General features: G+C 61.6%; 19 protein-coding genes and 1 pseudogene. 12 read left to right on the forward strand and 8 right to left on the reverse strand.

Annotated elements, in window-relative coordinates:
• The first annotated feature begins 140 nt into the window (after positions 1 to 140).
• Positions 141 to 974: a carbohydrate ABC transporter permease gene (locus EOA33_RS05550; RefSeq protein ID WP_210212550.1), complete on the forward strand. Its 834-nt coding sequence runs from the start codon at positions 141 to 143 to the stop codon at positions 972 to 974.
• A 3-nt stretch (positions 975 to 977) separates the two neighbouring features.
• The gene (gene ugpC / locus EOA33_RS05555) at positions 978 to 2,033 is read left to right on the forward strand and encodes a sn-glycerol-3-phosphate ABC transporter ATP-binding protein UgpC (RefSeq protein ID WP_127405147.1); all 1,056 of its coding nucleotides are present in this window, start codon (positions 978 to 980) and stop codon (positions 2,031 to 2,033) included.
• A gap of 33 nt (positions 2,034 to 2,066) precedes the next feature.
• Here ugpC and EOA33_RS05560 read toward each other — a convergent pair whose 3' ends face one another.
• The 5 genes from EOA33_RS05560 to EOA33_RS05580 form a co-directional block, all read right to left on the reverse strand.
• Entirely contained in the window at positions 2,067 to 3,266 is a 1,200-nt protein-coding gene (locus EOA33_RS05560) for a mandelate racemase/muconate lactonizing enzyme family protein (protein WP_126056167.1), read from the reverse strand.
• A gap of 9 nt (positions 3,267 to 3,275) precedes the next feature.
• Positions 3,276 to 3,602: an NIPSNAP family protein gene (locus EOA33_RS05565; RefSeq protein WP_126087690.1), complete on the reverse strand. Its 327-nt coding sequence runs from the start codon at positions 3,600 to 3,602 to the stop codon at positions 3,276 to 3,278.
• Between the two features lie 102 nt (positions 3,603 to 3,704).
• On the reverse strand, positions 3,705 to 5,063 hold the full coding sequence (locus EOA33_RS05570; protein WP_127405148.1) for a mandelate racemase/muconate lactonizing enzyme family protein: 1,359 nt from the start codon (positions 5,061 to 5,063) through the stop codon (positions 3,705 to 3,707).
• 59 nt (positions 5,064 to 5,122) lie between these two features.
• Positions 5,123 to 6,289, reverse strand: coding sequence for a mandelate racemase/muconate lactonizing enzyme family protein (locus EOA33_RS05575; protein ID WP_127405149.1), 1,167 nt, complete (start codon positions 6,287 to 6,289; stop codon positions 5,123 to 5,125).
• 54 nt (positions 6,290 to 6,343) lie between these two features.
• A complete protein-coding gene (locus EOA33_RS05580; RefSeq protein ID WP_127405150.1) occupies positions 6,344 to 7,054 on the reverse strand; it encodes a GntR family transcriptional regulator in 711 nt (236 codons plus the stop codon).
• 213 nt (positions 7,055 to 7,267) lie between these two features.
• Between EOA33_RS05580 and EOA33_RS05585 the strand changes: the two genes are divergently transcribed.
• From EOA33_RS05585 to EOA33_RS05610, 6 genes are all read left to right on the forward strand, one after another.
• Positions 7,268 to 8,749: a sugar ABC transporter substrate-binding protein gene (locus EOA33_RS05585; RefSeq protein WP_127405151.1), complete on the forward strand. Its 1,482-nt coding sequence runs from the start codon at positions 7,268 to 7,270 to the stop codon at positions 8,747 to 8,749.
• Positions 8,750 to 8,824: 75 nt separating this feature from the next.
• Positions 8,825 to 9,772, forward strand: a complete 948-nt coding sequence (locus EOA33_RS05590; protein WP_127405152.1) for a sugar ABC transporter permease — start codon at positions 8,825 to 8,827, stop codon at positions 9,770 to 9,772.
• The gene (locus EOA33_RS05595; protein ID WP_127405153.1) at positions 9,769 to 10,659 is read left to right on the forward strand and encodes a carbohydrate ABC transporter permease; all 891 of its coding nucleotides are present in this window, start codon (positions 9,769 to 9,771) and stop codon (positions 10,657 to 10,659) included. Before EOA33_RS05590 ends, EOA33_RS05595 begins: the two co-directional genes overlap by 4 nt.
• A 10-nt stretch (positions 10,660 to 10,669) precedes the next feature.
• Positions 10,670 to 11,767, forward strand: a complete 1,098-nt coding sequence (locus EOA33_RS05600) for an ABC transporter ATP-binding protein (RefSeq protein WP_126056174.1) — start codon at positions 10,670 to 10,672, stop codon at positions 11,765 to 11,767.
• A 31-nt stretch (positions 11,768 to 11,798) separates the two neighbouring features.
• On the forward strand, positions 11,799 to 12,962 hold the full coding sequence (locus tag EOA33_RS05605; RefSeq protein ID WP_127405154.1) for a mandelate racemase/muconate lactonizing enzyme family protein: 1,164 nt from the start codon (positions 11,799 to 11,801) through the stop codon (positions 12,960 to 12,962).
• A 23-nt stretch (positions 12,963 to 12,985) separates the two neighbouring features.
• Entirely contained in the window at positions 12,986 to 13,720 is a 735-nt protein-coding gene (locus tag EOA33_RS05610; RefSeq protein ID WP_127405155.1) for a ribonuclease activity regulator RraA, read from the forward strand.
• Between the two features lie 38 nt (positions 13,721 to 13,758).
• Here the strand turns inward: EOA33_RS05610 and EOA33_RS05615 are convergent, their stop codons facing one another.
• Positions 13,759 to 14,346, reverse strand: coding sequence for a TetR/AcrR family transcriptional regulator (locus tag EOA33_RS05615; protein ID WP_127405156.1), 588 nt, complete (start codon positions 14,344 to 14,346; stop codon positions 13,759 to 13,761).
• A gap of 98 nt (positions 14,347 to 14,444) precedes the next feature.
• Here EOA33_RS05615 and EOA33_RS05620 point away from each other — a divergent pair.
• Positions 14,445 to 15,326: pseudogene (locus EOA33_RS05620) on the forward strand (haloalkane dehalogenase); the annotation flags it as partial.
• Positions 15,306 to 15,602: an Rdx family protein gene (locus tag EOA33_RS39665; RefSeq protein WP_210212552.1), complete on the forward strand. Its 297-nt coding sequence runs from the start codon at positions 15,306 to 15,308 to the stop codon at positions 15,600 to 15,602. The pseudogene EOA33_RS05620 and the gene EOA33_RS39665, both read left to right, overlap by 21 nt.
• 219 nt (positions 15,603 to 15,821) lie before the next feature.
• On the opposite strand, the gene EOA33_RS05625 is transcribed toward EOA33_RS39665, so the two are convergent.
• Positions 15,822 to 16,715 carry an aminoglycoside phosphotransferase family protein gene (locus EOA33_RS05625; RefSeq protein WP_189375349.1) on the reverse strand — a complete coding sequence of 298 codons (894 nt, stop codon included), beginning with the start codon at positions 16,713 to 16,715 and terminating at the stop codon, positions 15,822 to 15,824.
• A gap of 250 nt (positions 16,716 to 16,965) precedes the next feature.
• A complete protein-coding gene (locus tag EOA33_RS05630; protein ID WP_126056178.1) occupies positions 16,966 to 17,616 on the reverse strand; it encodes a GntR family transcriptional regulator in 651 nt (216 codons plus the stop codon).
• A 135-nt stretch (positions 17,617 to 17,751) separates the two neighbouring features.
• On the opposite strand from EOA33_RS05630, the gene EOA33_RS05635 reads away from it, so the two are divergent.
• Positions 17,752 to 18,873 (forward strand): cupin domain-containing protein, encoded by a 1,122-nt coding sequence (locus EOA33_RS05635; protein ID WP_127405157.1) that lies wholly within the window; start codon positions 17,752 to 17,754, stop codon positions 18,871 to 18,873.
• Positions 18,874 to 18,883: 10 nt separating this feature from the next.
• The coding region (locus EOA33_RS05640) for a fumarylacetoacetate hydrolase family protein (RefSeq protein ID WP_145989073.1) at positions 18,884 to 19,569 on the forward strand (686 nt) is incomplete at its 3' end.

The raw sequence follows: 19,569 nt of genomic DNA on the forward strand, positions 1-19,569 counted from the left end.
GATCTGGGCCGCACAGGGAAAGCTCAACCGGCCCGCCTACGCCGCGGCTGTCTCGATGGTCCTGTTTTTCATGACGAGCATTCTCGCATGGCTGCAGATTCGCATCTTGTCGCGCAACGCGAACATCTGAAGGAGAGGTCGTGTCAGGAGCAGGAAAACGACAGCGGCTGACCCTGAGGATCGCGGCGATCCCGATGGGGTTGCTGGCCTTGAGCTGCCTCTACCCGATCTTTTTCGCCGTCAACAACGCGCTCAAGACACGTCACGATTACATGCTCGACCGCTTCGGGCTCGCCGTGCAGCCCACGCTCGACAACTTCGTGCAAGCCTGGACCCGGGCGCACCTTGATGAGTATTTCCTCAATTCCGTGATTGCGACGCTCGGGGCGGTCATCCTGTTGATGGTCGTGTCTTCCATGGCCGGCTTCGCCCTCGCGTCGCTGCGCTTTCCCTATCGGCGCTTCCTGTTCGCGGTAATCCTGTCGTCGCTGATGATCCCCGTGCAGGTCGTGCTGGTGCCCTTCATGCGCACGATGCTTGCCCTCAACCTGGTCAACACGCACATCGGGCTCATCTTGTCCTACACCGCATTTTTCCTGCCTTTCTCGGTCTACATGATGACGGCGTTCTACTCCGGGCTGCCGCGCGAGCTGATCGAAGCGGCGCGGATCGACGGGGCCTCGCTGCTGCAGGTCTGGTGGCACGTGATGCTGCCCCTGGGAACGCCGGCATTGGTGACGCTGGCCATCCTCAACACGCTGAGCTGCTGGAACGACATTCTGATCTCCCTGCTGGTCATGCAGAAGCACCGCACCCTCATGGTGGGGATTTCCGCGCTCAAGGGCCAGTACTCGGACCAGATACCCCTGTTTACCGCTGGCATCGTCATCGCGGCGGCGCCGATCGTTGTTCTTTACATCCTGTTCCAGCGACGAATTGTTTCGGGCATCGCCGTGGGCGCAGTGAAAGGTTAGCCGATGGCGCGTGTCGAACTGAAACAGGTCAGCAAGAGCTTTGGATCGACGGACGTTATCCGCGATGTCTCGCTTTCGATCGAGGAGGGCGAGTTCGCCGTATTCGTTGGCCCGTCGGGCTGCGGAAAATCCACCCTGCTGCGCATGATTGCCGGGCTCGAAGAGACGAGCGGGGGCGAGATCTTCATCGGCGGCGACGACGTGACAGACGCCGAGCCTGCCGACCGCGGAGTGGCGATGGTGTTCCAGTCCTATGCGCTCTATCCGCACATGACGGTGGCGGACAACATGAGCTTCGGCCTGCGGATGGCGCACCGCCCGAAGGAGGAAATCGCCAGCAAGGTCGGGCGCGCGGCCAAGATCCTGCAGCTCGAAGACTATTTGCAGCGCAAGCCGGCCCAGCTCTCGGGAGGACAGCGCCAACGGGTGGCAATAGGGCGCGCGATCGTCCGCGACCCGAAGGTGTTTCTCTTCGATGAGCCGCTCAGCAATCTGGATGCCGAGCTGCGGGTGCAGATGCGCGTGGAACTCGCCAAGCTCCACCGGGTCCTTGGCAACACCATGATCTATGTGACGCACGACCAGACTGAAGCGCTGACCATGGCCGATCGGATCATTGTGCTGCGCAGTGGGCGCATCGAGCAGATCGGCACACCGCAAGACCTCTATCAAGATCCCGACAACGCGTTCGTCGCGGGTTTCATCGGCTCCCCGCGGATGAACTTTCTGACCGCCATTGTGCAGGCGGGGGGCCGTCTCGCGTTTGGAGGCCAAGAGATGGACAGCCCGGCACAGACCCCGCTTGAGCCCGGACGGCAACTGCGGCTGGGCCTGAGGCCCGAACATCTCGACCAGGACAGCGGTATCGACCTCGAGGCAAAGGTGGAATTCGTCGAAGCGATGGGCTCCACGTCCTATGTCCACGCTACGCTGGCGACCGGCGAGACCATCATCGCGGAGCGGCGGTCGTCGCAACCAAGGACCGGCGACAAGATCATCCTGCATTTTGCGCCCGCATCGGCGCGGCTCTTCGGCGAAGACGGACAACGCATCCGGTGAGCGTTCACGCGCCTAGGCTGGCTTGACGCCCAATCAGTCGAAGAACCCGGCGTCCTCTGCCAGCAGATACTGCTTGGCACCCTGGGCGTCGATGTCGAGCCCGAGCCCGGGAGCTTCGAGCAGATCGACCATCGAATCCTTTACCACCTGCTTGGGCAGGCCGATGACGATATCGTTCCACCACGGGTCCGAGGCGCTGGGATATTCGAATGCCACGTAGTTGGCGGGCAAGGTGGCGCAGACATTGATCAGCGCGCCGAGGCCGAGCAGGCCGTTGGCGGTGCCGTGCGGCGCCATCAGGATTGAGTGCATGTAGGCGTGCTCGGCGACCCATTTGAGCTCGGCAATGCCGCCAATATCGGCCGGATCGGGGCCGATGACGCGCACCGCCTGGGTCTCGATCAGTTCCTTGAAATTGTGGCGCAGGTAGATCTGCTCGCCGGTATGGATCGGCGTCGAGGTGGAGGTCGTCAGCTCCCGGTAGGCCTGTGGATTGACCCAGGGCACATAGTCGCCGGTCAGCATGTCCTCGAGCCACATCAGATTGTACTTCTCGACCGCGCGGGCGAACCTGATCGCATCCGGCAACATCCAGCCCGGGCCGCAGTCGAGCGCCAGGCTGACCTTGTCGCCCAGCACTTCCTTCATCGCGATCACGCAGTCGAGCATGTGATTGAAACCGCGCTCGCTGATCATGCCCTGATCCATGGCGCCGTGATAGCCGGCCTTCTTCTGCGTCACGCCGTAATGGAAGCCCTCGATGGTGTCCTTCATATTGGAATGGAACGAGATTCCCTGCTTGATCATGAAGAAGTTCTGCGGCTGCTCCATCATCCATTTGACGTCGGCGGCGTAATCCTCCGGCCGATCGCCCGTGCGTTTGCGGCGGATCGAGCCGTTGTAGACACGCACCTTGTCACGCACCTTGCCGCCGAGCAGCTTGTAGGCCGGCACGCCAGCCGCCTTGCCGGCGATGTCCCACAAGGCATGCTCGATGGCGGAAACGGCAGCGCCATAGGGCTTGAACGAGCCGCGTTGGCGGATCTTCAGCATCACTCGCTCGACGTCTGTCGGATCCTCGCCGATCAGCGCGTCGCGGAAATGCAGCACAAAGGGCTTGAGGTAGGTCTTGGTGAACTCGACCTCGCCAAGGCCATAGAGGCCCTCATCGGTCACGATGCGCACTATGGGGTGCTTGCCGATGACGGCACAGCGCAGGTCGGTGATCTTCATGGCGCAGTCCTATTTCACAGACGAGAAAGCTGTCGGCGTGAGCAGCTGGCTGCTGATATTGGCAATGATCTGCCCGTCGCGCTCAGACTCGTCCCGGGCCCTGTGCCATGCCGGATCGGTGACGAAAGCCGCCCACTTCACCTCACGCTCGGCCAGCGATTCCCAGGCGAGGAAATAGGTGAGGCGATTGCTGTTTTCGCCGATCGCCGTGGTGAAAAACCCGGCTTGGCGGATGCCATGCCTCTCCCAGATGGCCAGCGTCTGGTCGGAAAAGCGCTTGAGCAAAGCCGGCAGCCTGCCCGGCAGGCAGTCATAGATACGCAGTTCGTAGATCATGGTTTCGTCCGTTTCTTTCTTCGCGTCTCCCCTGGGAAGGTCGACACGAATGGTCGGTCGTTGGCCTGTGAGCGCTGGGGGAATGAGGGCAAGGGGTCTGGGCTAACTCCAGGTCCGGTCCCAGCTATACTCATTGTCCCAATGCTCGGTGGATTGCCATATCCCCGTGACACCCGGTTGCAGATGCTGGCTGATCACCTCGTCGACTACATCGTCTATGCCCAGCCCAGGCTTGTCGGACACGGTGATGAAGCCGTTCTTGACGAGCGGCTTGGGCAGGCCGGTGACGATGTCGTCCCACCAGTCGACATCGGCGGAGTGGTATTCGAGCGCCATGAAGTTTTCGGTCGCGGTGGCGACATGCGCCGCGGCCGTCGCGGCGATCGGGCTTTCGGCCATATGGATCGCCATGGCGACGCCGTGGTCCTGCGCCATGTCGCCGATCTTCTTGGTTTCGAGGATGCCGCCGCTGGTGAGCAGGTCCGGATGGATGATCGAGACGCCGCCGCTCTTGAGCAGGGGCTCGAAGGCCTCCTTGAGGTAGATGTCCTCGCCGGTGCAGATCGGCACCGTGGTGGCTTCCTGCAGTTGCCGGTATTGCTCGGTGTATTGCCAGGGGATCACGTCCTCGAGCCAGGCAGGGGCATATTTCTCGATACGGCGCGATAGCCGTATGCCGTCCTGCAGCGAGATGTGGCCGACATGATCGATGGCTAAAGGGATCTCGTAGCCGATGACCTCGCGAACCTCGTGGATATATTGTTCGAGCAGATCGATCCCCTTCTCGGTGAAATGCAGCCCCGTGAACGGGTGCTGCACGTTCTGCGCATCGTAGGCGAGGTTGCGGGCCTTACGCTCCTCGGGGGTGCCGCCCCGGCCGCGCGGGTTGGCATAAAACCCGTCGAGAGCGCCGGCGGGCGCTGTCACAGCGCCCGGGACATGGGCGATCTGCATCAAGCCCAGGTCCATCTTGAGGAAGGTGAAGCCGCGGTCCATGCGCGCCTTGAGGCGCCTGCCGGTTTCGGCGCCGCTGGGCTTCTCGGCGTCGGTATCGCAATAGACGCGCACGTGATCGCGAAACTTGCCGCCCAGCATCTGATAGATCGGGACGCCATAGGCCTTGCCTGCGAGATCCCACAGCGCGATCTCGACTGCGGAGACGCCGCCGCCTTGCCGGCCGTGCCCGCCAAACTGCTTGATGCGGCGGAACAGGCGATCGATGTCGCAAGGGTTCTCGCCCAGCAGCCGGCTCTTCAGCATCAGCGCGTAGGTGGCGCTGGCGCCGTCACGCACCTCGCCAAGTCCGACGATGCCCTGGTTGGTGTAAATCTTGAGCAGTGCCGAGGTGAACGGCGCGCCGACGATTTCGGCAACACGCATGTCGGTGATGCGGAGCTCGGACGGCATGGAACTCGTGTTCACCCGATTGAGCGCCCCGTCGGCTCCACCCGTCTCTGGCATGACTTATCCTCGTTCTGGTCGATGGGGCTTGTGACCCGCACATGGGCCGGCGGGCACGGCTAACTCAGCTCGATCTCGTGAGCCTGCAGATAGTCGCGGTTCATCTCGACACCGAGACCGGGCCTCGACGTCAGCTTGAGGCTGCCGTTCGAAACGTCGAGCGGCGTGTCGATGAGATGATCGTATTTGGAGAGATCCCACTCCGACGTTTCGAGCTTGTAGAAGTTAGGAACGGTCATCATCACCTGCGCTCCCGCAACCACGTTTATCGGTCCAGCGGCATCATGGGGCGAGACCGGGATGTAGTAGGCTTCGCACAGGGCGGAAATCTTCTTGAGTTCGGTAATGCCGCCGGTCCAGGTCACGTCGGGCATGATGTAGTCGGCGAGCCTGTTCTCCAGCACCGGCACGAAATCCCATTTCGTGTGGCCGCGCTCGCCCCACGAGATGGCAGCGCTGACCTTCTCACGCACCTGCTTGAGCGCGTTGAGGCTTTCGGGCGGACAAGGTTCCTCGAACCAGTTGATCTGGCCAGCCTCCTCGAGGCTGCGACAGAGGCGAATGGCGGTGGGAACGTCGAAGCGGCCATGCGCATCGATGAGGATGTCGACATCGGGGCCTGCCGTTTCGCGGATGAGAGCTGTGAGTTCGGCCGCCTCTCGCTCGTCCTTGCGAGTCATACTGCCGTCGAGGTAGCCGTCCCGCTGCTCGCGCGACAGTCCATCGGTGGTGCGGCCCTGGTGCGGGAACGGATCGAACTTCAGCCCAGTGTGGCCGGACTCGACGATGTCTCGAATTTCACGAACCACAGCCTCCTTGCTGGTGAACTTGGCCTGGTTGGGATGGGTATAGAGGGCGATTTCGTCGCGCAGCGGTCCGCCCAGCAACTCGTAGATCGGCTTGTCGAGGACTTTGCCGCGGATGTCCCAGAGGGCTATGTCGATGGCGCTCACGCATTCGACGGCAGCGCCACGGCTGCCCATATATGTGAAGCTCCGGAAAATCTTATGCCACAGATGCTCGATACGCGCTGGATCCTCGCCTGTCACGGCGGCACCGATCTGTCGCAAGATCGTGCATAGCGCGCGGTTGGCCAGCTTTGTCGTGGTGGTGATCTCTCCCCAGCCACTCACTCCCTCGTTGGTCGACACTTCGACGAACAGGTACTCCCCCCAATAAGAAGCATCGGACTTGATTAGCCACGGCCGAATGCTCGTGATTTTCATCTCAATTGCCTCTATCTGAAGTGGTCGGGATAGCGATGTTCCAGACCGGATATTCTACCCTGCCCGCGCGGCGTTGCGTGCGCGCATGTGTTCGAGGACATGCCGCCCGGAGCCCTCGACATGGCGTGCAATGAGTTCGGCTGCCTCGTCCGCATTTCCCGCTTTTACATGCGCGATGAGCTCGCGATGCTCGCGAATGATCGCCGCACGCCGGGCGAGCGTGAAATTGAAACGCCGGCTCACGGCTCGCAGCACTTCCCGATGCTTCCACCAAAGCTCGGCGGCATGGCGATTATAGTGCCTCTGGTACATCACGGTATGGAAGGCGGTATCCAGTTCGCTGTGCCTGAGCGTGTCGGCAAAGTTGTTCTCTTCGATCAGGCCCTGGATGCGTTCGAGCTCAGCAATGTCCTCGACGGTAGCCATATTCACGAACCATCGCGTCAGAGCCGGCTCGATCAGGACTCCGATCTCGTAGATATCCCGGACAAAATCCTGATCTATAGGTCGAACGCGCGCCCCGCGGTTGGGAACGAAGGTGACAAAGCCTTCGCCGCGCAACAGTTGCAGGGCTTCGCGCACAGGGTTGGTCGAGGTGCCGTGACGCCGGGCGAGATCGGTTACCACAAGCCGCTCGTTGGCGGCGAGCCGCCCTTCGATGATGTCTTCCCTGATCAGTTGATAAAGCGAGGCGCCCTCGCTTGAGGCCCCGAGAGGGTCAATCCCCTCGGGTGGCTCTGCTTTAAAATCGCTTGTTTCGGCCAAGACCGGCTCCCCTCGATCAATACACGTTTTGTTCGATATCACGCACGGTTTCCATAAACAATGTACGATTTATCGCGTTGACAGACAACCCGCGATCTGAAAACGTACAAATTGCTCGAAGGGATACATTGATTGAGCTTGTCCCGCGGTCGACGAGCAAAGACCGCTCGCCTCGATGCAGAGCGGCATGGGAGAGAAACCTGGAGGATACCTATGACGAGGATTACACTCGGCGGTGCCGTCCTGCGCGGCACTGTCTCCACTGCCTTAGTGGCATCGTTGATGTCCGCACCCGCGCTGGGCGCGGCGCCGGTCGACTTGAGCAAGTGGTCGCCGGAATATGTGCGCTCCATTGCCGGCACACAGGATTTTGATACGGCGGCCGATTGCGGCAAGGTCACCCCGCTCGACTACAAGGGGCGACTGACTTTCTGGTATCAGGGCGTGTTCGAGGGCGACCCCGACCTCCTGCGCCAGTACTACAAGGACTTCTTCGAGACCTTCCGAAAGACCTATCCGAACATCCAGCTCGAGGAACAAGCCCTCACCTATAACGATCTCCTCGACAAGTTCCGCACGGCGCTCCTTGGCAATGCAGCGCCGATGGCGGTCCGCCTGCAAATCCTGGGTGGCACCGAGTTCGCCTCAAAGGGCTATCTGGAGCCGCTCAAGCCCGAGGATGTAGGGTATTCGACCGAGGATTTCTGGCCTGGCGCCATGAAAGCCGTGACCTGGGACGGGGTGACCTACGGCATTCCAACCAACAATGAGACGATGGCGTTCATCTGGAATGCCGACATCTTCAAGCGCGCGGGCCTTGATCCGAACAAGCCTCCGGCGACCTGGGACGATGTCGTCAAATATTCCAAGCAGATCCACGACAAGCTCGGTATTGCCGGATACGGCCTCGTGGCACGCAAGAATGCCGGCAATACGCCGTACCGCTTCATGCCGCAGCTGTGGGCCTATGGCGGCGGCGTCTTCGACGAAGCAAAGGCGAACCCGACCTATAAGGACATCGAGCTCAACAGCCCGCAGAGCAAGGCGGCGCTGCAGGCCTCTTATGACATGTATGTCCGCGACAAATCGGTTCCGGTTTCGGCACTCACCAACCAGCAGGCCGACAACCAGCCGCTGTTCCTGGCCGGCCAGCTCGGCATGATGATCTCGCACCCGTCCGACTACAATGTCATGCTCGACCTGCAGAAGAAGGCAACGGGCACCGACAAGGACAAGGCGCAGACGGTCATCGACAACATGCGCTACGGCCTCATCCCCACTGGCCCCGACGGCAAGCGCGCAGTGGTGTTCGGCGGCTCGAACATTCACATCCTGAAGCCCGAATATGTCGAAGGCGGCAAGGTAGACGAGCCGGCCGCGAAGGCCATCATCTGCATGTGGACCAGCCCTGAATGGTCGCTGAAGATGGCCTACGCCGGCTCGAACCCCGGCAACCTTAACGGCTTCAAGACCAAATGGATGAAGGAACGTCTGGACAGCATCAAGTTCCTCGATGTCACCACCTCGATGCTGCCATACGGCATCCCGTTCCCAGCGCTGCCGCAGTCGCCGGAGATCATGAACATCATCGTCCCCGACATGCTGCAGAATGCACTGACCGGAGCAATGACCGTCGACCAGGCAGCGGACGACGCGGCCAAGAAGGTGAAAGACCTGATGGGCGGCGGCCTCTAGCCGAAGCCTGACCCGATCTTGCCGGCTGCGCCGAGAGCGCAGCCGGCTCGCTCCGAAAAACAAGGGCACGCCAAAGTGACGATCGTGGCCGGAAAGACCGGGGCTCGGCGAAGATTGCTACCCCTGCTAGGCAAGATTTGGGAGCATCGCGCTGACTACGCGTACGTGCTTCCTGCGATTGCCGTGATGCTGATCGTCATCGCTTATCCGATCTACTACACGATCGAGCTGTCGTTCTTCAACACGCCACCCGGCCTGCAGCTCCGCGACAAGATCTTCGTCGGCTTCGGCAACTACACCGCCATCCTCACCAGTCCGGTGTTCTGGAAGGTCACCTCCAACACCCTTATCTGGACACTGGCATCCACCTTCATCTCCTTTGTCCTGGGATTTGCCTGCGCGCTGGCGCTCCATCGCGAGTTTGTCGGCCGGGGCGTGCTGCGCGCCGTCCTGATCATTCCCTGGGTCATCAGCGCGGTCGCCGCATCCTATATCTGGAAGTGGATCTACCATTCGGACTTTGGAATCATCGGCGCGGTACTGGTCGGCCTAGGTTTGGCCGACCGGCCGCCGAATTTCATCGACAGCGTCAGCACGGTGCTGCCCTCCCTGATCGTCGTCAATATCTGGCGGGAGTTTCCGTTCGCCATGATCATGATGATGGCAGGTCTTCAGACAGTCCCCGAGCAGTTGTTGCGCGCCGCCAAGGTCGACGGAGCCAATGCATGGCAGCGCTTCTGGCACGTCACCTTCCCGCATTTGAGAAACGTCTCCACAGTGACGATCCTGCTGCTGGCGGTGGCCAACTTCAATTCCTTCATCATCCCCTGGATCATGACCGGCGGCGGGCCGTCGAACGCATCGCACATCTGGATCACCCACATCTATGAGCTCGCCTTCGGCCGGCAGCGCTGGGGAGTGGCATCGGCCTATTCGGTGCTTCTTTTCCTCATCCTGATGACGCTCGGCTACTTCTACGTCCGCGCGCTAAGCGGAAACGAACGCAAGGATGCAGGCGCATGAGCACGATCGCCGAGACAGCCCGTCTGGGTCAGGCCCGTCGACGCGCGAGCATCGACGGATGGCGATGGGGCGGGCGCATCTTCCTCACGTTCATGCTGCTCTACACCGCGTTGCCGATGATCTGGATGCTGCTCACCTCGATCAAGTCCGGCTTCGCCGCGATGCAGCTCCCGCCGCAATGGTGGCCTGACCAACCAACCCTTGCCAGCTACCAGAAGCTGCTCGATCCGCAGAACAGCGTCGGCCAGGACTTCCTCCGCTTCTTCTGGAACAGCCTTTTCGTCTCCACCGCCACGACCATCCTTTCGGTGATCGTGGCGGTTCCCGCGGCCTACGCGTTTTCGCGCTTCACGTTCCCGGGCCGGAACTTCCTGTTCTTCGCCGTCTTGCTGCGCAACATGTTCCCGGCGGTGATCTTTCTCGTGCCGCTCTTCATCCTGATGCGCGCGATCGGGCTGGTGAACACGCATGGGTCGCTCATTCTCACCTACCTCACCTTCGGCCTGCCGCTGGCAATCTGGCTCCTCAAGGGCTTCTACGACAACATCCCGGTGCAGCTCGAGCAGGCGGCGCGCATCGACGGGGCGACGCGGTTCCAGGCCTTTGTCCTGATCGTTATGCCGCTCTCGGCGCCAGGCATCATCGCCACTGCGATCTATTCCTTCATCGGCGCATGGAACGAATACATCTACGCGTACACCTTCCTCTCCAAGAACGAGCAGCTGACATTGCCGGTCGGTATCCAGCGCTTCTTCTCGGAAAACACGACCGATTTCCCGGGTCTGATGGCTGCCAGCTTCATGATGAGCGTGCCCGTCGTGGTCCTTTTCCTCGTCCTGCAACGATACTTCGTACGCGCCCTTACAGAAGGCGCGGTCAAGCACTAGGGAGTTGCCGATGGCCCACGTGGTCCTCAAAGATCTCGTCAAGACCTATGGCGGCTTCAAAGCCGTCAACGAGGTTTCGCTGACGGTCGATGACGGCGAGTTCGTTGCGCTCGTCGGCCCTTCAGGCTGCGGCAAGACAACAACACTCAACCTCATCGCGGGGCTGATCCCGATCACATCGGGCGACATCCTCATCGGCGACCGGGTGGTCAACGACCTCGACCCCAAGGACCGGGACATCGCTATGGTGTTCCAGAACTACGCGCTCTATCCGCAAAAGTCGGTCTATATGAACCTCGCCTTCCCGCTGCAGATGCGCAAGCTGCCCAAGGACGAGATCGACAGGAAGGTCAGGGAAGCGGCGCGGGTGCTCGACATGACGCAACTGCTTGAGCGCAAGCCGCGCGAACTTTCGGGCGGGCAACAGCAGCGCGTGGCGCTCGGCCGCGCGCTGGTTCGAGATCCGGCGGTATTCCTGATGGACGAACCGCTCTCCAATCTCGACGCAAAGCTGCGCGTGCAGATGCGGTCCGAAATCAAGCGCTTCCATCAGGACCTCGAGGCGACGATCGTCTACGTGACGCACGACCAGCTGGAGGCCGTCACCATGGCAGACAGGATGGCCGTGATGAACGGCGGCTATCTGCAGCAATACGATTCGCCGGCACAAGTTTTCGCCCATCCCGCCAACATGTTCGTCGCCAGCTTCGTGGGCAGCCCGGCCATGAGCCTTATTCCGCTGGAGGCATCGACGGCCAACGGCGCCACCGTTCTGACGAGCGCTGAAGGCTGGAGCCTTGCACTGTCGCAACTCAACGCGCGCAAGGTCCAGGGAGCGACCACCAGGAAGGTCGTGCTCGGTGCGCGACATTCGACGATCAAGCTGCACAAGAGCGCCGTTCCCGGCGCCATTCCGGCCAAGGCCTACACGGTGGAACCGACGGGAGACATCACCTTCGTGCAAGCGTTCCTCTCCGGCGCGATCGTCAATATCAGCGTGTCCCCCACAATCGCCGTCGCACCCGACGAGCAGATCTGGCTCGAGTTCGACCAGGAGCGCATCCACCTGTTCGACGGCGAAACGGAGATGGCCCTCGAGGCCAACTGAGACAGGGCGGATGCGTGTGGAACGAGTGTGAATGACCACGAAGCTCAAGATCACGGCGATCAAGCCCTATCCGGTGTGGGTGGGGACCCGCAACCAGATGCTGGTCAAGATCGAGACCGATCAGGGCATCTTCGGCTGGGGCGAGAGCGGCTTGAGCGGTCGCGAGAAGGCCGTGGCCGGCGCGATCGAGCACTATCGCGAGTTCCTGATCGGCCGTGACCCGATGCAGATCGGCCGGATCTGGCAAGAGATCTATCGCAGCCAGTACTTCGAAGGCGGGCGCGTCCTGCAGGCGGCCATCTCGGCGATCGACATCGCCCTTCACGACATCAAGGGCAAGGCGCTGGGGGTGCCGGTTTATGAGCTGCTCGGCGGCAAGCAGCGCGACCGCATCCCGACCTTCGCCTCGACCGGAGACGAGGCCGAGGGCGATGCTGCCATCGAACGGGCCAGGGAACTGCGCGCACAGGGGTGGCAGGCGATACGCTTCTTCCCGGTCGGGCAAAGCAGCAGGGACATCTTCGAGCCGCGCGAATCGATCGGCGCCACCGCGAGCATGCTGAACAGGGCACGCGAGGCGTTGGGCAACGACCTCGTGCTCGGCATCGACTACCATCATCGGCTATCGGTGGCCGAGGCGGCAAGCTTCTGCAACAAGCTCGGCCGCGGCGTGCTTGATTTCCTCGAGGAGCCGATACGGGACGAGACGCCGGAGGCCTACGAATCCCTGCGTACGATGACCGACATCCCATTCGCCATCGGCGAGGAATTTGCCAGCAAGTGGCAATTCCTGCCCTACATCGAGCGCGGCATCCATCAGTTCAATCGGCTCGATGTCTGCAATGTCGGCGGGCTCACCGAAGCGATGAAGGTCGCGGGCTGGAGCGAGGCGCACTATGTGGACCTGATGCCGCACAATCCCCTTGGTCCGGTGTGCACCGCCGCGACCATACATCTCGCCGCCGCAGTGCCGAATTTCGCCTGGCTCGAGACCAGGGCGCCGGAAAGAAAGCTGGGCTTCGACAGTTCCGAGTTCTTCCCGGTGCAACCACAGCTTGACGGCCCCGACTATCCGGTCAGCGATCTGCCGGGGCTCGGCGTCGAGATCAACGAGGCGGCGATCCAGGCGCAGAGTTTCCGTTTCTGGGAAGCACCCCACCTCAAGCGCCGCGATGGTTCTGTCACGAACTGGTAGCGCAACGTCAACCGGAGTCCACCATGACGCATAGCCCCGACATCACCCGGCCGTCCAAGGACCTGATCGACGCGCTGAGGGAGATCGGTGCCGCAACCGTTGCCGGCACGCTTGGTCACATGGGCTTCCGCAATCCGCATATGGTCGGTCCGGTGGCGCAGAACCACGGCAAGTCGATCGTCGGCCCGGCGCTGACGCTGCAGTTCCTGCCGCAGCGGCCCGACCTCTTCAACGAGGGAGAATATGCCGATCCGGAGACGCAATTGCACCGGCACGTGCTCTACCACGCTCAGGAGGGCGATGTGGTCGTGGTCGACGCGCGCGGTGACATGAGTTCGGGTGTCTTCGGCGATATGATGTCGACCTATTTCAAGGGCAGAGGCGGCGCTGGCATCGTCATCGACGGGTGCATGCGCGATCGGCCCAATGTCGAGAAGCTCGATCTGCCCCTATGGCTGCGCGGCTGGACGCCCAATTACCATGTGCAGACCAGCATCTATCCCAATGCCGTCAACGTTCCGATCGCATGCGGCAATGTCACGGTGATCCCCGGCGACATCATCGTTGCCGACGATGACGGGGTGGTGGTGGTTCCCGTCCCAATGGCCGCGAAGGTGATCGAAGAGGCGCAGAAGCATCACGATTGGGAAGAATTCTCGCGCGAAAAGCTCATGCAGGGCGGGTCGTTGCAACGCTATTATCCGCTGCATGACGATGCTCGCGGAGAGTACGAGGAGTGGCGAAAAACCAGATCCTGATAGACGTTTTTGCCACCCCTTAGTGTCAAATCGGAAAATTATGGCGGACCAAAAACGGTAGCGAAGGCGATGTCCTTGAACCGTCGGAGCGGTTCGCCGGAACGCTCCACTTTCATGCGCAGGATCGCGCCTTCCCAGGAGGCAAGAAGAAACTCCGCCAGATCCCGTGGAGTGAACGTGCTGTCGATTTCCCCTGCAGCCTGGGCCTCCGCGATGCATTCGCTAAAGGGCTGAAGCCACTCCCGGTACATCGCGACGAGATGTTGGCGCAACGGCTCGCTCTCCTGGACCACCTCCAGGCTGAAGTCGCCGATCAGACAGCCCCGCACATAGCCATCGGCAGCGAGCCGATCCGAGATGATGTCCAGGTACCGCAGCAGTCGTTGCCGGGGCGCAAGACCAGCGTCAAGGAGCGACTCGGAGATCCGCTTTTGGATCGAAGCAAAATACAGGTCCAAGACCTCGGCGGCGAAATCCTCTTTCGATCGAAAGTGGTTCGTAAATGAGCCCTGGGCGACCCCGGCCTCCGCAACGACATCTCTGACGCCGGCGCCGTGATAGCCTTGGCGGAACATCACGGCCAGGCCAGCTTCGAGAATCTTGCTTCTAGCGGACGGCTTGGGCATGCCTACAAACTACGTACGACCGTATTTTTGTCAAGCTCGATTGACTTTAATACGTACGTACGTATTATTGCGGATATGGGCTTTAGAGGAGGGAATGAATGTCATCCGACCAGACACTACCCGCAGTTCGCGTGCTAGATTCGACCATGGCCTATCGGGAGGCTGGTGAGCCCGGATTGCCGGTGGCCCTGTTTCTCCACGGCAACCCAACCTCCTCCTTCATTTGGCGTCACATCCTTCCGATCGTGGCGGGATCGGCACGCTGTATCGCGCCCGACCTGATCGGGTTCGGCCAATCCGGCAAGCCCGAAATCGGCTATCGGTTCTTCGATCACGTGGCCTATCTCGATGCATTCCTCGAGGTTATGGGGATCGAGGCCGCTTACATCGTCGCGCAGGATTGGGGCACCGCCCTGGCCTTCGAACTGGCGGCCCGGCGGCCCGACATCGTGAAGGGATTGGCTTTCATGGAGTTTATCCGGCCAATCCCGACATGGAACGATTTCCATCGGAGCGAGGTCTTGCGGGAGACGTTCAGAAAGTTCCGCGCGCCGGGAATCGGCGAGGACATGATCCTCGGACAGAACGCGTTCGTCGAGCGCGTGCTTCCCGGGTCCGTCCAGCGGGGGCTTAATGCGCAGGAGATGGAAATCTACCGCGCCCCCTTTGCGACGCCCAAGTCGCGCACCCCGACCTGGCGCCTTCCGAACGAGTTGCCGATTGCGGGCGAGCCGGCGGACGTCTGGCATACGCTGGACGAGGCACACGCCGCATTGCGGGTATCGGACTATCCGAAGGTGCTGTTTGCCGGCAACCCGGGCGCTCTCGTTTCGCCTACTTATGCTGAGGCGTTTGCCGCTGGGCTCAGGAACTGCCGCTTGATCAAACTGAACTCGGGCCTGCACTACCTCCAGGAAGATGAACCCGACGCAATCGCTGCTGGCGTCGTAGATCTGATCGTGGGTGCCGAGCATTCTGCCGGTCATGTAACGGCTGAAGTCGAGCCCTGTCAGGGGATCACCATCACATATTGCGGGCCGTGCGGATATGAGAGCCGCGCCACCCGGGCTGCCAGGAGCTTGACTGATGAACTCGGTCTTCCCGTGGAGTTGAACGCTGGCAAAGGGGGCGTATTCCAAGTCGCGGTTGCCGGTCAGGTCGTGACATCGAGGCGCAAGGGATACTTTCCCGACAACGCTGACATCGTGCGCGCGGTAAGAGAAGCTCTCCAAAGGCGTCGCGAGAACGATCGATAGCGGTCGCCTCAAAATCATAGCCGGAATTGGTGGAGACAATGGCCGTGGTCACGGTCGAAGGATGCGTCAGCTTGCCGGCGCGCGTCATTTGTTGGTCGGCCACGCCGCTTTGATCCACGAGCGGTCATGATCTGCCGCTACGCCGGTTCCCTGCGCTTGTGAAGGAACTTGGGCTCATGCGCGCGAGGCATTTCCGACCGACCGACGCCCAGGTTCGGATCAGATCAGGTCGTCGATGATGCGGGAGAGCGTCGAGCGGCCAAGGGCACTCATGGCGGGGTTGGTGCCTCGGTAGTACCAGACCAAGCCCATTGCCTGCTGGAAGGCCCATGCCGCTCCGCGCTGCCACTCGACTTGGCTTGATCCAAGATGGGAACGCACGGCTTCGCGCCGACTGCTATCGAAGAGATGCCATGCGGCAACAAGATCCAAGGCCGGGTCGGCCGGGCCGAAACTGCCGCTGTCGAGCACACCAACAAGGCGGTCACCACGCACGAGGAGGTTGGCCGGAATAAGATCGCGGTGGCTCATAACGTCGAGACCGGACGGCGGCAGTTCACGCAGCCGAGCCCATATGCGACGGAGCCGAGACACGTCCAGGAGACCCTCGCTGTTCTTGAAACAGATCGACATCCAGTCGTCGTGGTCAGGAAGGCTGCCGCCCCTCCCCTGCCCATCAAAACGACGGCCATGCGTGTCCGCTGCTCGTAGCGACGCAATCAGTTTGGCAATGTCGAGTGCGAAGGTCGTAGAGGCAGCAAGCCCATCGTGCGTGGCAACGTCACCTTCTATCCAACTCTGCATTGCCCACGGCAACGGATAAAGCGGACCCGGTTGACCAATCCCGATCGGTCGAGGACAGGCAAACGGGGAATGCGCAGCAAACTCCGTCATGGCCGCGGCTTCGTTGCGTAGCATATTGGCGCACTCGACTGGCTCCATTGCGCGCAGGGGGAATCTTGCCGCTACTCTCGATCCAATCCTGAAGATTGCATTGACCGTACCAATCGCGCCAAGCTGCACGATCCGCTCGTGGCGATACTCTGGGAACTCGTCGAAGATCATCTCGCGAACGATATCAGCATCGATATGGACCTGGTCCGAGTGCATCATGGTGCTGGCGTCTCCCTGCCAATTTTTCGCCGAATAAACCAGACAAGCGTCGAACCTGCGCGCCCATCGTGAGCGGCACCGCGGCCCAAAGCGCCTGCGTGATCCAGTCAAGCATCCTAGACGCTTGGAAGATGGTGGCCCACGCCCAACGCGATGAGGAGTGCCGCGCCAATTCGTTGCACGACCATCGCGGTCATGGCTTTCGCTGCATGGAAGTAGCCGACGCGATGGATTCCTGGCCAGCTCAGTTTCAGCTGTTAATAGCCGCCGCAAGATGCTCCACCGTTCTGAGGTAGTGCTCTCTCAGCAGAGCAGAGGCCTTCGCCGCGTCCCTGTCGAGCGTCGCTTGCGCGAGTGCGCTGTGCTCGGCCTGGACATCGCGGCCAACCGGCAGCGCGGACGCAAGCAGAACCGGAATGCGATAGCGCTCGGTCGCTGCATAGAGCCGTTCGAAGAATTCCAGCGTCCAGGGCGAATTGCAACCGGCCAGCAAGGCGCGGTGGAACGCGTGGTGCCGCTTTTCGAGGGTCCAGATATCGGCTTCGGGGCCCGTTCGCGCCGCCTGCACATTCAAGGCGTAGAGCGAGGACACGATGCCCGACGCCCAGGCGTCGTCGCCGTTCTTGATTGATGCCTTGAGCGCTTCCGTCTCGATGACGATGCGCAGTGACGTGGCGTCGTGCAGCTCGTCGAGCGACAACGGCGCTACACGGAAGCCGCGCAGCGATTCGGCCGTCACCAGGCATTCGGCCTGGAGGCGGTTCAGTGCCTCGCGCAGAGGCGAGAAGCCCATGCCGTAGCGCTCGCCCAGGTCGGCAAGCCGCAACGGTCGGCCAGGCGGAAGTTCGCCGCGTATGATGTCGTGGCGCAGGGCATCGTAGGCTTTTTCGGCAAGCGTCATTCAGGTTTCCTCGCCCGTACAGCCTTACCTTATAGAGGAACGCGTCGGCAATTTCATTTATTTTCGAAAATTTCTATTGCAATCGAAAATCCTAGACGTCATGCTAGACTAACGGGCTACAAGCAGGAGGATCCCATGGCACAGGAGCGCGAAAACCATCGCGAGGATGTCGTCGGCCGGGCGAACGTCGAGGACACGCCGGAATTGCTTGCCTATTACGACGAGCTGGCGCACCACAAGGCAGGCGCGCTGTGGACCGTCGCCAACAAGATCGAGCCCTGGGAGCCGAAGTCGCAGTCGGTGCCGGTGGTCTGGCGCTATCGCGACCTGCGCGCGCATGTCCTTCGCTCGGTCGAACTTGTCACACCGGAAAAGGCCGGACGGCGGGTGGTCTATCTGAACAATCCGGGGCGCACCGACGTGGCCGCCGCGGTCGGCTGGATCTATGGTGGGCTGCAGGTGATGAATCCTGGCGAGGTCGCGTCGGCCCACCGCCACTCGGCCTCGGCAATCCGCTTCATCATGGAGGGCTCGGGCGCCTATACGGTGGTGGACGGACACAAAATGACGCTCGGCGCGAACGACTTCGTGCTGACGCCCAACGGCACTTGGCACGAGCACGGCGTGGAGGCGACCGGCTCACCCTGCATCTGGCAGGACGGCCTGGACATCCCTTTCGTCAACGCCATGGAAGCCAATTTCTATGAGGTCCATCCAGATCTCAGCCAGGCGGTCGGTTACGCGGTCGACGACATGACCAAGACCTGGGGAAATGCAGGTCTCAGGCCGATGGGCGAGAACTGGGCCAAGGGCTACAGCCCGATGTTCAAATACGAATGGGCGCCGACCTACGAAGCGCTGACGAGATACGCGGGTTGCACCGATGGCTCGCCCTTCGACGGCGTGCTGATGGAGTATGTGAACCCGGTGACGAACGGCCCGGTCATGCAGACGCTCGGCGCATCGATGCAGATGCTGCGTCCCGGCGAGCACACAAAGGCGCACCGGCACACGGGCAGCGGCCTCTACCATGTGGCGAAGGGCAACGGTCATTCGATCATCAACGGCCGCCGCTACGATTGGCAGGAGCACGACATCTTCTGCGTGCCTTCCTGGGCCTGGCACGAGCATGCCAACGGCTCGGATCGCGAAGACGCCTGCCTGTTCTGCCTGTCCGACCTGCCGGTGATGCGGGCGCTCGGGCTCTACCGCGAGCAGGCATTCGGCGACAATGGCGGCCTGCAGCCGCTCCACTGAAGGAAAGATCATGAAACTTGTGACCTATCGCGCCTCGGTCGAGGCCGCGGCAAGGCTCGGCGTCCTCGTCGACAATTTGGTGGTGGATGTGGGGGCGCTCGCCACGGCGCAAGGCACGATCCTGCCCGACACCATGCTCGGCCTGATCGATGCCGGGCGCAGCGGTCTGGATATGCTTCGCGACTGCCTCGGCAGGGCAGCGGGGCGCTTCCCGGCCGGAACCGCCACAGCGGTGGACAATGTGAGGCTGCTGGCGCCCATTCCCCGACCGCGCAAGAACATCTTCGGCATCGGCCTGAACTATATCGAGCATGTCGCGGAGAGCGCGAAGTCGCTCGACACGTCAAAAGACCTGCCGAAGCAGCCGGTCGTCTTCTCGAAGCCGCCGACCACGGTGATAGGGCCTGGCGACGGCATCGAGCACAACAAGAGGATGACGCAGCAGCTCGATTGGGAGGTGGAACTCGCCGTCATCATCGGTACCACCGCCCGCCGCGTGCGCAAGGAGGACGCGCTAAGCCACGTCTTCGGCTATTCGGTGATGATCGACGTTTCGGCGCGCGACAACCGGCGCGCCGGTCAATGGATCTTCTCCAAGGGTCAGGACACGTACGCGCCGTTCGGGCCGTGCATCGTGACGGCCGACGAGATCCCGGACCCGCAGGTGCTCGACCTGTGGCTGACGCTCAACGGGGT

This window comes from Mesorhizobium sp. M4A.F.Ca.ET.050.02.1.1 (assembly GCF_003997725.1).
In the GTDB taxonomy this organism is placed as follows: Bacteria; Pseudomonadota; Alphaproteobacteria; order Rhizobiales; family Rhizobiaceae; genus Mesorhizobium.